The organism is Dokdonia sp. Asnod2-E02 (genome assembly GCF_045063915.1).
Classification (GTDB): Bacteria; Bacteroidota; Bacteroidia; order Flavobacteriales; family Flavobacteriaceae; genus Dokdonia.
Window position 1 is genome coordinate 3014066 of sequence record NZ_JBEFNX010000005.1, and the last position, 14592, is coordinate 3028657.

Sequence of the window (14592 nt, forward strand, 5' to 3'; positions counted from 1 at the left end):
AATATGACTAAATATATTGCAGTAATAGCGGTTGTTTTTTGTTTCGCTTTCGCGAAAGCAAACGCAGCCACAGCAGCCTCAAAAGTATCTAGCACCTTTTTTCAAAAGTTTATATCTCACCAAGTAAAAGGTGGTGAGACAGTAAAGGATATCGCAAAAAAGTACGGTATTAGTGAAAAAGAAATCACTAAGCTTAATCCAGATGCCAAAAAGGAAATCTATAATGGTCTAGTACTCATCTTGCCAGCTTCTTCACAAGGAAGTGCACAAGTTGTAGAACAAGATAATCTTAAATTTAAGACGCATAAAGTAAAACGCAAGGAGACATTGTATAGTTTATCTAAGCGTTATGGAGTGCCTCAAGATGTGATTAAGAGATACAACAAGCGTTTATACAGTGAGACTCTTAGAAAGGGTGATAAACTTCGTATCCCGACTAACTATAAACCAGAAATAGTTACGGAGTCTGTTGTAACACTTCCTGAGCCTCAAACTACTCTTGAGCAAACCACTCATAAGGTAATTGCAAAAGAGACCAAGTACGGTATTGCCAGAAAGTATGGTATCACAATAGCAGAGCTCGAGCAGGCAAATCCACAAGTAAAAGGTGGGCTTAAGATAGGAGATGTTATAAATGTACCTAAAGCAAACTTTGCAGAGAGTACAATTATTAATAATGACAAGTATGCTTTTTATGAAGTTAAGAAAGGTAATACAATGTATAGTTTATTACGTTCTTTAAACCTTGAGGCAGACGAACTTTTAACCCTTAACCCTGCACTAGACGAAGGACTTAAAGAGGGGATGATACTTAAAGTGCCTAAAGGAAGTCCAGGTTCAGATAACCCTACGCCAGCATACGGCGAGACCTCTACACAAACAGAAGTTGTTATAGCACAGGGTAAAAAAGGTAGCCTAGCTACTAGTCTAACAGATTTTTCTACAAAGCGTGTTGCGGTTATGTTGCCCTTTGGTGTAAACCGTGTTTCTAGTGATAATGTAGAGACTAATGAAGATTTGCTTAAAAATGATCGTATCCTACGTTTATCATTAGATTTATATAGCGGTATCCTTATGGCTGCAGAAGATGCAAAAAAGCTAGGAATATCTGTTCAACTAGATACTTATGATACAGCATATAACCGTAAAGACGGTAAGGCAGTAAATGCTAGAAAAGTTGAGACTGTGATACAGTCTAATGATTTTAAAGGTGTAAATGCTGTAATAGGACCTCTTTTAGGTAGTAATATAGATCGTGCTTCATCATTATTGGCTTCTCAAAATGTACCCGTAATATCCCCTAGGTCTAACAATGTGGCTGGAAGAAAAAATATTTTTGTATCGTGGCCTGCAGATGCGTTGTTAAGAGATAAAATGCTTTCTTACCTTAAACTTAATGGGCAAGGTAAAAATGTAGTGATTATTGCAGATGCAAAAAATGCAACTACAAAATCAAAAATAAAAGCACTTTTTCCTAGCGCAAAAACGGTAACACCACGTTCTGGTGATAATGGATACTATTTATATCCAGATGATATACCTAATCAACTTTCTGACGAATTAGAAAACTGGGTATTTATAGAGTCTAATGATGTCCCTTTAATAAGTAATGTAACGACTAATCTTAATGCTCAAGTAGGAGCGCGTAAGGTTGTTTTATTTACTACCAACAGAGGGAGAGCTTATGACAGTGATGAGATACAACACGAGCATTTAAAAAATCTTTCTTTTCACTTTCCGTCTGTAGAGAAAGAGTATAAATATAAAGATGTAAAAGCCTTTGTAGATAGCTATGAGACTAGATTTAATGTAAGCCCAAGTGAGTATGCAATACGTGGCTATGATCTTATGTATGACACGTTACTACGTCTAGCATATGCACAAGATTTATATAGTGCAGCTTCTTCTGGAGTAGAGACAGATTATATAGAGAATAAATTTAAATACGATAGAAGAGGGGCAGGTGGTTTTTCTAATCAGGCAGTGTACTTATTAAAGTATACAGATGGTTTACAACTAGAAGAAGTACTTTTTACAGAGGTAGAAGATTAAACCTTTATCTTATTAGATAACAAAAAAGGGCGATTGAGTAATCAATCGCCCTTTTTTTATTCAAGTTAGTGTGCGTTATAGCCCACCATTTGCTTGTAAATCTTGAATACATAAATCATCAAAGTCTGGTATACTTTCTAATGAACTTGTATTAAAAGAGTTTGTTACCGTCTGGAAATACATAAGACAATCTTCTACATTACAATGTCTAGGGTTATCTAAATCTTCGTGAGCAGATAGATCTGGAGTTCCCACATTCACAAGGCCAAATATATGTCCAAACTCGTGACGTATGGTAGAGGTCTCTATAAGTGTTCTATTAACAGGTGTAGTTGAGTTATTTGCTATATCAATAAAAGTTTTCTCATAAATAACCATAGATGTGTTTCTATAAGCAGAGCCTAGTACAACAGAGTTGCCACTGTCTCCCTCGCTACGCTCGTCAGAAAAGAAAAGCCACACGCCTAGTTCATCACCATTGTTAAACACCGTCCTATTAGCATCCTCAATATCTACTATCTCGTTTATATCATAAGGTCCTGTTTCATCTGTTGTTATTATAGATTCTACCATTGTAATACCGTCTGGTTTATCTAGTCTTTCTTCTAAAAACGGAATCAATAAATCTAGAGTTTGCTGTGTAGGTCTAAAACCTTGCGGGTAAGCTACCTCTACACGTAAGCTCGTGAAGTCTTCGCTTGAGAGTAATTCTGCAGCAGAGCTACCTAGAGGTTGTTGGTTTGCTGCATTTTCATTTGTTTCTGGAACGGTTGTTGTATCATCGTCACTACAACCTAAAGTGATAGTAAGGAATACAAATAAAAATGTGAGCCATTGTGAGGATTTCATATGTAATATGTTCTATATTTATCGCTATAATTTAATCGTAAAAATGATGAAAAAATTACTTTTAGCCATATTTTTTATTTCTTCTCTAACTATTCAGGCTCAAGATACTAGTTATCACGAAGATGTACTTGCTTATTTTAAAGTAAATGGAACTGCCGCTCAGTACAGTAATGCAACAGACGGATTATTTGATTTACTTAAAAAGCAATATGAAAGTCAAAATGTGCCAGAATCTGTATGGACAGAGCTTAAAGCAGACTCTCCAAAACAGGTAGAGCGTGTATTAAATATGCTAGTTTCTGCATACAGAGGGACATATAGTCACGAGGATATACAGAATATGCTTGCCTTTTATGAAACAGGTACAGGTCGCCAGTTACTTGCAGATAGAACAGCGCTAGATTATGAACAGCAAAAAGAAGCTTCTGTATTTTACAACACACCTACAGGACAAAAAATATTAATGGCAGAGCCAGATATAGCACAAAATATAGGAGAGATTTCTCAAATATGGAGTAGAGATTTGTATCGCTCTATGGTAGATAAACTTGCCGAAAAGGGATACTCTATGTAAGCGATAGTCTTGCAAGATAATCATAATGATCACCTTCAAAAATGAGCTCACACTTGAGCTCATTTTTTTTTGCATACCACTCAAGCTTTGCATAATCTAGATATAACCAGTCAAAAGTGTCTCCCTGCTCACCCTTGTAGCTCATACTGTAAGTAACTTCACCATAATAATCACGATGTGTATCTACCCAGAAACCACCATCTTCGTCTTCAAACATATAGGCAATATCAGACCCATCTATGAGAATTTGCCCTTCTGGCGATAAGAGTGATTTGAGATGTTTTAAGTAGCTATCTATTTTTTGCACTTTTTCAAATATTCCCGTGCCGTTCATAAGTAATAGTAGCGTGTCATAAGTGCCCTTGTGATCAAGTATAGCACCGTGTATAGAATTTTTAAGGCCACGCTTTCGCGAAAGCGTAACAGCACCCTCACTTATATCAATGCCAGTAACATCAAGACCTTGCTCTTGTAACCAAAGGCTATGGCTACCGGCACCACTACCTATATCAAGTGTTTTTCCTTTAGAAAGGGATAAGGCTTTCTGTTCAAGCAGAGGCATTTCTTTAAAATCTCTGAATAGGTAAGGAACAGGTATCACATCATCTTCGGCTATAGAAGAGTGTACCAGAATATCTTCTGTATACTCATCATTTATAAAATCAAGAAGCGCTGCCCCAAAAATATCTGCCTTTGTACCCATACCTTTATTATTACCTTTGCGCGATGGAAGAAGTATTAAAAAGCCTCCCACAGCTGGCCAAAGATAAGCAGAATGAGAACAAAAAGTTCTTTGCAAAGTTGCGTAATAAACCGCCAAAAAAGCTAGACTACATAATGCAAGAATTGCACGAAGAGGAGTTTGAAAGGACAGACTGCCTTACGTGTGCAAACTGTTGTAAAACCACGGGGCCTTTATTTACAGATAAGGATATAAAACGTATTTCTAAACATTTTAGAATGAAGGAATTTGATTTTATAAACGCATACCTTAGAATAGATGAAGATAAGGACTATGTACTGCAAGAAACGCCGTGTACCTTTCTAGGTGCAGATAATTACTGTTCCATATATGAGGTGCGTCCTAAGGCTTGCAGAGAGTTTCCGCATACGGACAGGAAGAAATTTCAACAAATCTCTAAGCTTACATTACAAAATGTAAAAATGTGCCCAGCTGCCTTTAATATAGTAGAAGAAATGAAAAAGCGTATTAAACTATAACAATGTTGTAGTGTGTGCTTCTTATTTATAAAGCTTTGGCAATTTCCATACCGCCAAAAACGGCAAGTATCCCTAGCGCAAAGCTAGCAATTGCATAGAGGGCAAAGGTCATAAAATCTCCAGATTTAAGAAACACGTGGTTCTCGTAAGCAAAGGTTGAGAAGGTCGTAAAGCCACCACAAAAACCTGTAGCGAGCAACAGAGCAGTATTACTAGAAAGAGAATTGTTTTTAAGCGCCCACCCTAAGATGATACCTATAAGTAAACTACCTAGTACGTTTGCGGCAAAGGTACCATAGGGTATTCCCGTTGTTGTGCTGTTAAGATATTTACCTAATAAATATCTGGCTACACTACCAGTACCACCACCTATAAAAACGAGTAAGAGCGATTTCAAAATAGCTTATTTTATATCTTCTATAGGTACATAAATCTCTGTAACCCAGTTTGCAGGATTAGGGTGATTTTGAGGATCTGTTACATACACCTCAAACGGTTTTTCGCTTGATAAGGTGTATCCTTGATCTTGTACATATTGCATTGCCGTAGCCCAGGCTTCTCCTAGTTGTACGTAATTACCTTTTAAAGTTGCTTTTACAGCTGTTACGGTAGGCATATAACCGCTAAAGACGTTTGCATCACCTGCAACGATTATTTTTTCTCTTACTGGAAGTGCATTAGTCATAATAACATCTCCATTCTCAAGTGTCTCGTTATAAATTGTAAATGGCATTCCAGTTATTGCAATGTTATTCTCACTCATAAATGACGTTATGCCACCATAGTTCTCGCCCATTATTTGAGAGACTTTACTAGCCTTTGCAGAGGTAGTTCTATAGAGGTAGAAGCCACCACTGTATTGCGTGATACCATCTACATTTATGGTGTATTTTGAGATTTCTTTTCTTGCAGCCGTTTCAAGACCAGTAAGTCCTTCTTCATACATTGCCATCATATCACCGTCAAAGTCCATCCCTGTGATAGCATAATATACTTTATCCATAAGTGTATGCTCTCCCTGTATACCCCAGGTAACAATGGTTGCTAGTTCTGGTGTTGTTTCAAAAGTCCAGTAAACCTCAGGCTTGCGCTCTCCTCCAGGAGTTTGTAAAGTCATATTTTGTTTTATAGAAGTGTGTGGTACAGCTTCTGTAGTAGTCATACTACCATCCATCTCACCTTGCCAGCTATATGAAGCTCCCTCGCCAGATGTTTTATCTGCATAGTTAAAAACCATTGTAGGTTCTTCTTTTTTCCAAGGTCCCCAGTCCTCCCAAGTTTTATACTCATTTACTATATCATAAATCACCTCTTTTGGTGCATTTATAGTACGAGTAGATTCTATTTTATAGGTACCGTCTTGCGTACCAAAATAAATAGCACCTCCTATAACTACGATAAGGATAAGAAAAAGGAAGAATTTTAAAAATTTCATTGGTGGTGGTTTGGTTTATGGGTAAAGATAATAAAATTCATCGTGTGGAATTTCGTTATATTTACGACCATTATTCACACAAAACATATGAAATATAAAGGAGTATACGCACTTGCCATTGCCGCTATGGTAGTAGTAGGATGTGCAGAAGAAAAGAAGGGTGATAACGCTTTCGCGAAAGCGGAAAAAACCGCCACAACAGACTTTGATTTTACAGTAGGTCAGTTTGCAGATATTAAAATACTACGTTATCAAATACCAGGATTTGAAGATCTTACATTAAAAGAGCAAAAACTAGTGTACTATATGACACAGGCTGGTCTTGCTGGTCGTGATATTATGTGGGCACAAAACTACAGACATAATCTTGCTATTAGAGAGGCTCTTGAGACTGTATATACATCAGATAAGGTTGAAAAAACAGGCGAAGAGTGGGCACAGTTTGAAACATACCTAAAGAGAATCTGGTTTGCAAACGGGATACACCACCATTATAGCAATGCAAAGATGAAACCTGCCTTCTCACCAGAGTATCTTAAAAAAGTACTTGCTGAGAGCGGTGCTACGCTAGAAGGTGAAGCTTTTGATGTACTTTTTAATGATAAAGACAGCAAGAAAGTAAACCTTTCTAAAGATGCAGATATTGTACTTGAGAGTGCGATAAATTTTTATGGCCCAGATGTTACCACAGCAGAGGCAGAGCAGTTTTATGACGCCATAAAAGTAGATGCAAATGAGCCTATAGAAAAAGGACTTAATACACGTCTAGTAAAAGAAAACGGAAAACTTGTAGAGCAAGTTTATAAGAGTGGAGGTCTTTACGGAGAGGCGATAGATAATATCATAGGATGGCTAGAAAAGGCAAAAACTGTTGCCGAAAATGAGCAACAAGAAAAAGCCTTAGGATTACTTATCGAGTACTACCAGACGGGAAGTCTAGACACATGGGATGATTACTGTATCGCCTGGGCAACTTCTACCGAGGGAAATATAGACTGGATAAACGGTTTTATAGAAGTATATAATGATCCCAAGGGATATAAGGGGTCTTATGAAACCATCGTACAAATCAAAGATTTTGATATGTCAAAAAAGATGGCTGTACTCTCTACAGAGGCACAATGGTTTGAAGATAACTCACCACTTATGCCAGAGCATAAAAAAGAAACTGTAAAAGGTGTTTCTTATAAAACAGTAATTGTTGCTGGTGAGGCCGGAGATGCATCACCTTCTACACCTATAGGAGTAAACTTACCTAACAATAACTGGATACGCCAGACGCACGGTAGTAAGTCTGTATCGCTAGGTAACATTATAAACGCATATAACAATGCGGGAGGTTCTGGGCGTCTTAAAGAATTTGCACACGATGAAGAAGAGGTTGTACTAGAGGAGCAATATGGTCAACTAGGAGATAAACTTCACACAGCGCTACACGAAGTAGTAGGTCACGCCTCAGGTCAAATTAATAAAGGAGTAGGGACACCTAAGGAAACACTTAAACGTTATAAGTCTACCATAGAAGAGGGTAGAGCAGATCTTTTTGGGCTGTACTATCTTATGGATCCAAAACTTCAAGAACTAGGTCTTGTAGAAGACTGGGAGAAAACTGGTAAGGCGGCCTATGACGGTTACATACGTAACGGTCTTATGACGCAACTTATACGATTAGAACTTGGTGATATGGTAGAAGAAGCACATATGGTAAACCGCCAGTGGGTTAGTGCTTGGTCTTACGAGCGTGGCCTAGAAGATAATGTGATAGAAAAAGTTACTAGAGATGGTAAGACATACTATAACATAAATGACTATGTAAAGCTACGTGAGATCTTTGGAGAACTTCTTAGAGAGACACAACGCATTACTTCTGAAGGAGATTATGAAGCTGCAAAAAATCTTGTAGAAGATTATGGAGTACAAGTAGATCAAGACATTCACAAAGAAGTGCTTGATCGTAACAGCCAGTTTAAAAGTGCACCTTACAGCGGTTTTGTAAACCCAGCTATTGTACCTACTATGGATGGTGAGGAGATCACTGGTTTTTCTATCCAGCAGCCAGAAAGCTTTGAGTCACAAATGCTAGAGTATGCATCTAAGTATGGCTCACTAAAATAGGATAACGCTTTCGCGAAAAGTAAAAAGGCTCTCTTTCAACATTGAAAGAGAGCCTTTTTTTTATCAATAGAAATCTTAGTAAACAAAAGCTCCACTGTCTGAGAAGGACAATGGAGCTTATCTAAACAAATTTCGGGGGAAAATTATAAGTCTCTTAATACTCTGCTCACAGCGTGTATAACGCCATTTGTAGCCTGTACATTTGTAGCAACTATTGGGTTTTCACCATTATCTGGATCAATTGCCGCAGCAGGATCTGCCTGGATAGTAATATTTGTACCGCCTAGTGTTTCTACCATCATTCCATCAAGACCAGCAAGATCTTCTGCTCTTACATTTGCTCCAGCAATAACGTGTAGTTCTAGTGTAGCAGCGAGTGTAGCAGTATCAATATCATCTAGAGAATCTACACCAAGATCAGTAAGTAAATTTTCAAAAGCCGTGTTTACGGGAGCAAGCACAGTAAATGGCGCAGGATCTGTTCCATTTGGAGTTTGTAAAGCTCCTACGTATCCAAATGATGCATCTGCTGTAAGCGCTGCAACTAGTGTAGAAAAGTTAGGATCTGCCGTCGCAAATGTTGTTACATCTGGTAACCCTATTACTGTATCTACTACGTGTACGACACCATTTACCGCAACGATATCCGCAATGATTACATCAGACCCACCGTTAAGAGTGACACCGTTATCTGTATTAATATATAAACTTAAAGGAGCATCTACCTCACCATTAAAGGTAGCTGCAGTATTTACATAACTATTAGTAAGTGTTCCAGAGATGGCAACTGCACCTGGTACGACGTGGTTAGATAGTACCTGTGCTAGTACATCATTATCTACATCCTCTAGCGCTGCACCATCAAGAAAAGCTGCGAATGCATCATTAGTAGGAGCAAATACTGTAAAGTCTTGTTCTGTGTCGCTTAGTAGTGTTGTAAACGTTGTGTTTCCCTCATCTGTGAGTGCTGCAACTAGTGAGGTAAGTGCAGGGTTTGTTGTGGCAAATGTAGCTATGGTAGGTAAGGCTATTACCGTATCTACAGCGTGTATGACACCATTATCTGTTTCAATATCTGGTGTTGTTACAGTAGACTGTCCATTAAGAACAACACCATCTGTTGTGTCTACATAGAGACTAATGTTTGCATTAGAAGAAGGTTCTGTTGCGAGGTTTGTTACATAACCAGTTGTTAGGTCTGTAGATATAAGTGTCGTGTTAAGAACGTGATTTAGTAATACCTCACGTAATACATCTGTATCTACGTCTTCTAAGGCTGCTCCATCTAGAAATGTTTCAAAAGCCGTGTTGTTAGGAGCAAATACTGTAAAAGTACCACTACCTGCCAGTGTTGCATCTAGATCTGTCTGTTGTAGCGCAGCTAGTAGCGAACTGTAATCATCATTACTGGCCACAAAATCTGCGATGGTATTGCTTTCACCTTCAATAATATTTCCATTATCATCATCATCATCACACGATACTGAGACTAATAGCGTTAATGCAAGAAACGCTAGTTTTGTAAAATTAAATAGATTTTTCATAGTTTGTAGTTTTTGTTTAATGTAAAACTAGAATAGATAAACAAAAAATAATCCCAACAGAAAGTTAAAATGTCAAAATTAACAATCCTTTTTTTCTTAATAACTGCCCATATTAACCTTACAGCATCTGCGCAAGCTCTCAATGAATATGACGCTCAAGGTAAGCGTCACGGTAGTTGGCAAAAGTTTTATGACAGCTCAAAACAACTAAGATATACCGGATCTTTTAACCACGGTAAAGAAGTAGGAGTATTTAAATTTTTTGATTCTAGTGGTGGTCACCCCACGGCTATAAAAGAATATACGACAGATTCACCCTTTGTAGACGTTACTTTTTATACCACAGAAGGAAAGAAAGTGAGTTCAGGTAAGATGAAGGACCGTAAAAGACAAGGTGAGTGGCTGTCTTATCATCAAGATGGTGTAACTGTTATGATAAAAGAAGCTTATAGTAATGGTCTTCTTCAAGGACAGCGCAATGTCTTTTTTATAAGCGGAGTTCCAGCACTAGTCGAGCAGTATGTAGATGGAAACAAAGAAGGAAAGGCTATCACATATACAGAAGAGGGAAAGGTGCTTAAAAGTGTGACCTATAAACAAGATAAACTAGAAGGACCAGCCATCTTTTATAACGGTTATGGACGGAAAGAGGTAGAGGGTAATTATAAGAATAATAGAAAACACGGCCTCTGGAAGTATTACAAAAATGGTCAGGTAGACAAGGAGATTAAGTATCCGCGCAATAAAATAGGCGTACAATAGTACTGTAAGGATATCTTACCAGTTACTACTACAATAGACTATTATAAATATGTAGTTATATAGTGAGTATAAAAGTAACATTTTGCCATTCTTATAATGGCTTGTTATTTTGTAATTTTGCGCCACAATTTTTTTAAGTGTTTCTAGACACTTTATACGAGTCTCAAAAGAGACTATTGAGTATACAATATCTAAGTAAAAGTTATGAAAACGGTAGTAGTAGGTCTAAGTGGAGGAGTAGATAGTAGTGTTACAGCATACTTGCTTAAGGAGCAGGGATACAATGTGATAGGCCTTTTTATGAAAAACTGGCACGATGACTCTGTAACAATCTCTGATGAGTGCCCGTGGCTAGATGATAGTAACGATGCGATGCTTGTTGCAGAAAAGTTAGGAATCCCTTTTCAAACCGTAGATCTTAGTGAGCAGTACCAAGAACGCATTGTAGATTATATGTTTAGAGAGTATGAGATGGGTCGCACGCCTAATCCAGATGTTCTATGTAATCGCGAGATTAAATTTGACGTGTTTATGAAAATTGCACTTTCACTGGGTGCAGACTACGTCGCAACAGGACATTACTGTCAGAAATCATCTATAGAGGTAGATGGTAAGACAGTGTACCAACTTATAGCTGGGGCAGATAATAATAAAGATCAATCTTACTTTTTATGTCAGCTATCGCAGGAGCAACTGGCAAAAACGTTGTTTCCTATAGGCCATTTACAAAAGCCAGAGGTACGTGACATTGCACTACAACAAGAACTCGTTACTGCAGGTAAGAAAGATTCTCAAGGACTTTGTTTTATAGGGAAGGTACGTCTGCCAGATTTTCTTCAGCAGCAGCTTAAACCTAAGGAAGGTGTTATCGTTGAGGTGCCAGAGACCGTTATACCTGAAGTTGCGGGTGGGGAGAAGGCTAGTAACGCTTTCGCGAAAGCGGAATTAGAAAACCTTGTAAAAAAACCATCATATACCGTAGCCGAAGGAAAAGTAGTAGGGAAGCATCAAGGGGCTCATTATTTTACCATAGGCCAGCGCAAAGGACTAGGCGTAGGAGGAACGGTAGAGCCACTCTTTGTAATAGATACAGATGTAAAGGATAATGTGATATACACCGGTCAAGGTAAAAACCATAGAGGTTTATACCGTAAAGGACTTTTTGTAAAGGAAGAAGAGATACACTGGATACGAGAAGATCTTACACTTGCGGTAGATGAGACAATGCAGGTAGAGGCACGCATACGTTACCGTCAACCTCTTGAGAAAGCCACTTTATATAGAGTAGATGGGGGTATGTATGTCATATTTGACAACCCACAAACAGCCATAGCCGAGGGGCAATTTGTAGCCTGGCATCACGGTGAGGAGTGTCTTGGTTCTGGGGTTATTTCGTAACTTACGTACGAAATCCTACGAGCCTTGGCTCATAAACTATGTCGCTATGAGATCCCTATTATTTTTTAGTCTACTGTTTGTATGCTTTTATACAAATGCCCAAGAGGCGCAAGATGCCTGGGTTTATTTTGTAGATAAAGAAAATGTCACCCAAAGCCTAGAAAATCCCATAACGATACTCTCACAAGAAGCACTTGATCGTAAAGAACTACACGGTGTTATTATAGATGAGCGTGATGTCCCTGTAAATGAAAATTACATTACTGAGATAAAATCACAAGCAGGTATTACAGTGCTTGCAAAATCAAAATGGATGAACTGTGTACACGTACGTGGTACAGAAACCCAGATAGCAACACTAGAAAGCCTATCATTTGTTAGCGCTATTGAGTATGCAAATAAAAATATTACTAGAGCTGCGACACCACTACTTTCTTCTAAAGAAGATCCTTTACAATCTCAAAGTAGAGTAGTTTTTAATTATGGGGCGACAGATAATCAAGTTACTATGCTATCGGTAGATGAGTTGCATTTGCAAGATTATACAGGCGAAGGGATGGTTGTAGCCGTTATGGATTCTGGTTTTCCTGGAGTAGATGAAAATGAAGGTTTTGCACGACTAAGAGATGCAGGAAAGTTACTGGATGGTTATGATTTTGTAAGTAGAGAAGATAATGAGTTTGCATTTTCAAATAGCAGTCACGGTACACGTGTGTTGAGCGATATTGTAGGTTTTGTAGAAGATGAGTTTGTGGGAACAGCTCCAGATGCTGCTGTTTATTGTTTTCGTACAGAAGATGTAGCTAGTGAAAATCCTGTAGAGGAGTCTTACTGGGTAGAAGCAGCAGAGCGAGCAGATAGTCTGGGTGTAGATGTTATAAATACCTCACTAGGCTATCGCACTTTTGACAATCCAGATTATGACTATACATATGCAGATATGGATGGCCAGACTACCTTTATATCGCGCGGTGCAAATCTCGCTTTTGAGAAAGGAATGCTTGTCGTAACTAGTGCTGGCAACAGTGGTAATGGGATGATAAGTGCCCCAGCAGATGCTTTTGGATCTTTTACGGTAGGAGCTGTAGATGAAAACGGCGATTATGCGAGTTTTAGTAGTATAGGTCCTTCTAGTGATGGTCGTATCAAACCAGATGTGGTTGCAAAGGGTGCTGGTAGTGCTGTGATAGATCAAAATAATAACATAACTACAAACAATGGTACGAGCTTTAGCTCACCTATAATGGCGGGAGCTATTACAAGCTTTTGGCAAGCAAATCCACAACGTACTAATGCAGACGTTATGCAAATAGTGAGGGAGTCTGCCTCTCTATATACAAACCCTACAGCACAGCTTGGGTACGGAATACCAGATTTTGGCGCAGCACTAGATGATTTATTAACTCTAGAAGATTATACTAATAAGAGCACGTACCAAATCGTGCCTAATCCTGCCTCGGAGATTGCGATGATAGTATTTCCTGAAGATGTAAGCAAAGTAGATGTACATATCTATGATATTCTTGGAAAACTCATAGCAACAAAAATAGTAGAGTCTCGGGCAAGTTATCTACCTCTAGAAAATCTAAAAAAAGGAGTGTATCTCATACAGATTAATGATGGTACCACGCTCATTACACAAAAATTTATAAAGTCCTAATGAATAGAATTACTTCGTTATTTAAAATAAAATATCCTCTTATACAGGGAGGAATGATTTGGAACTCTGGATGGCGTCTTGCTAGTGCTGTAAGTAACGCTGGCGGTCTTGGTATCATAGGTGCTGCTTCTATGTATCCTGATGTGCTTGTAGAGCACGTTGAGAAGTGCAAGAAAGCTACAGATAAACCTTTTGGGGTTAACATACCTATGTTGTACCCTAACATAGAAGAGCATATGAAGACTGTGGTAGATTATAAGGTGCCTATTGTTTTTACAAGCGCAGGTAATCCAAAGCTTTGGACTAAAGAATTAAAGAAGCACGGTATTAAAGTTGTACACGTAGTAAGTAGTGTGAAGTTTGCACTAAAGGCTCAAGAAGCTGGTGTAGATGCCGTTGTAGCCGAAGGTTTTGAAGCAGGTGGTCATAATGGTCGTGAGGAAACAACAACATTTACACTCATCCCTATGGTAAAAGATAAGATAGATGTACCTCTTATTGCAGCTGGAGGTATTGCTACAGGTAGAGGTATGCTTGCCGCAATGACACTAGGAGCAGACGGTGTGCAGGTAGGAAGTAGGTTTGCAGCAAGTGATGAGTCTAGCGCGCATCAATTATTTAAACAAGCCATTATAGATACGCAAGAGGGAGATACGGTATTAACTCTTAAAGAACTGGCGCCTGTAAGACTTATAAAAAATAAATTTTATGAAGAGGTAGCAGCCTTATATACTACAGCACCTACTAAAGAGCAACTAGTTCAATTATTAGGTCGTGCAAGAGCAAAAAAAGGGATGTTTGAGGGAGACCTAGAACAAGGAGAACTTGAAATAGGACAAATATCTGGACTTATAAATGACATAAAACCTGCTGCAACTATAGTAAGCGATATGATAGCTGAGTATACGGAGGCAAAAAATGCATTACTCAATTTTGATAACTGGTAATACTACTATTATAGATTAGAGAAAGGCCAACAATC

Annotated in this window: 13 protein-coding genes; 8 read left to right on the top strand and 5 right to left on the bottom strand. The window is 38.3% G+C overall.

Going from position 1 to position 14592, the window contains the following annotated elements; all coding sequences use genetic code 11:
• The first annotated feature begins 3 nt into the window (after positions 1-3).
• Positions 4-2052: a LysM peptidoglycan-binding domain-containing protein gene (locus ACJJVM_RS13690; protein ID WP_405211994.1), complete on the top strand. Its 2049-nt coding sequence runs from the start codon at positions 4-6 to the stop codon at positions 2050-2052.
• Positions 2053-2127: 75 nt separating this feature from the next.
• Here ACJJVM_RS13690 and ACJJVM_RS13695 read toward each other — a convergent pair whose 3' ends face one another.
• On the bottom strand, positions 2128-2901 hold the full coding sequence (locus tag ACJJVM_RS13695) for a hypothetical protein (protein WP_405211995.1): 774 nt from the start codon (positions 2899-2901) through the stop codon (positions 2128-2130).
• A 43-nt stretch (positions 2902-2944) separates the two neighbouring features.
• Here ACJJVM_RS13695 and ACJJVM_RS13700 point away from each other — a divergent pair, with 43 nt between their 5' ends.
• Complete coding sequence (locus ACJJVM_RS13700) at positions 2945-3475, top strand: DUF2059 domain-containing protein (protein ID WP_298348460.1); 531 nt, start codon at positions 2945-2947, stop codon at positions 3473-3475.
• Here the strand turns inward: ACJJVM_RS13700 and ACJJVM_RS13705 are convergent.
• A complete protein-coding gene (locus ACJJVM_RS13705) occupies positions 3468-4178 on the bottom strand; it encodes a class I SAM-dependent methyltransferase (protein ID WP_405211996.1) in 711 nt (236 codons plus the stop codon). The two genes, ACJJVM_RS13700 and ACJJVM_RS13705, sit on opposite strands and share 8 nt — an antisense overlap.
• 23 nt (positions 4179-4201) lie before the next feature.
• Here ACJJVM_RS13705 and ACJJVM_RS13710 point away from each other — a divergent pair, with 23 nt between their 5' ends.
• Complete coding sequence (locus ACJJVM_RS13710) at positions 4202-4696, top strand: YkgJ family cysteine cluster protein (protein ID WP_299149011.1); 495 nt, start codon at positions 4202-4204, stop codon at positions 4694-4696.
• Between the two features lie 25 nt (positions 4697-4721).
• Here the strand turns inward: ACJJVM_RS13710 and crcB are convergent, their stop codons facing one another.
• Both crcB and ACJJVM_RS13720 read right to left on the bottom strand, forming a co-directional pair.
• Positions 4722-5093: a fluoride efflux transporter CrcB gene (crcB, locus tag ACJJVM_RS13715; protein ID WP_021778771.1), complete on the bottom strand. Its 372-nt coding sequence runs from the start codon at positions 5091-5093 to the stop codon at positions 4722-4724.
• Between the two features lie 6 nt (positions 5094-5099).
• The gene (locus ACJJVM_RS13720; protein ID WP_405211997.1) at positions 5100-6131 is read right to left on the bottom strand and encodes a GyrI-like domain-containing protein; all 1032 of its coding nucleotides are present in this window, start codon (positions 6129-6131) and stop codon (positions 5100-5102) included.
• 87 nt (positions 6132-6218) lie between these two features.
• Between ACJJVM_RS13720 and ACJJVM_RS13725 the strand changes: the two genes are divergently transcribed.
• Positions 6219-8246, top strand: a complete 2028-nt coding sequence (locus tag ACJJVM_RS13725; RefSeq protein ID WP_405211998.1) for a dipeptidyl-peptidase 3 family protein — start codon at positions 6219-6221, stop codon at positions 8244-8246.
• Positions 8247-8389: 143 nt separating this feature from the next.
• Here the strand turns inward: ACJJVM_RS13725 and ACJJVM_RS13730 are convergent, their stop codons facing one another.
• On the bottom strand, positions 8390-9790 hold the full coding sequence (locus ACJJVM_RS13730; protein WP_405211999.1) for a fasciclin domain-containing protein: 1401 nt from the start codon (positions 9788-9790) through the stop codon (positions 8390-8392).
• A 69-nt stretch (positions 9791-9859) separates the two neighbouring features.
• Here ACJJVM_RS13730 and ACJJVM_RS13735 point away from each other — a divergent pair, with 69 nt between their 5' ends.
• The 4 genes from ACJJVM_RS13735 to ACJJVM_RS13750 all read left to right on the top strand — a co-directional run bounded on the left by ACJJVM_RS13735 (position 9860) and on the right by ACJJVM_RS13750 (position 14557).
• Entirely contained in the window at positions 9860-10552 is a 693-nt protein-coding gene (locus ACJJVM_RS13735; protein WP_405212000.1) for a toxin-antitoxin system YwqK family antitoxin, read from the top strand.
• Positions 10553-10756: 204 nt separating this feature from the next.
• Complete coding sequence (gene mnmA, locus ACJJVM_RS13740) at positions 10757-11950, top strand: tRNA 2-thiouridine(34) synthase MnmA (RefSeq protein ID WP_298348470.1); 1194 nt, start codon at positions 10757-10759, stop codon at positions 11948-11950.
• 46 nt (positions 11951-11996) lie between these two features.
• Positions 11997-13610, top strand: a complete 1614-nt coding sequence (locus ACJJVM_RS13745) for a S8 family serine peptidase (protein WP_405212001.1) — start codon at positions 11997-11999, stop codon at positions 13608-13610.
• A complete protein-coding gene (locus tag ACJJVM_RS13750) occupies positions 13610-14557 on the top strand; it encodes a nitronate monooxygenase family protein (protein ID WP_021778778.1) in 948 nt (315 codons plus the stop codon). The genes ACJJVM_RS13745 and ACJJVM_RS13750 overlap by 1 nt, the downstream gene beginning before the upstream one ends.
• Positions 14558-14592 lie beyond the last annotated feature (35 nt).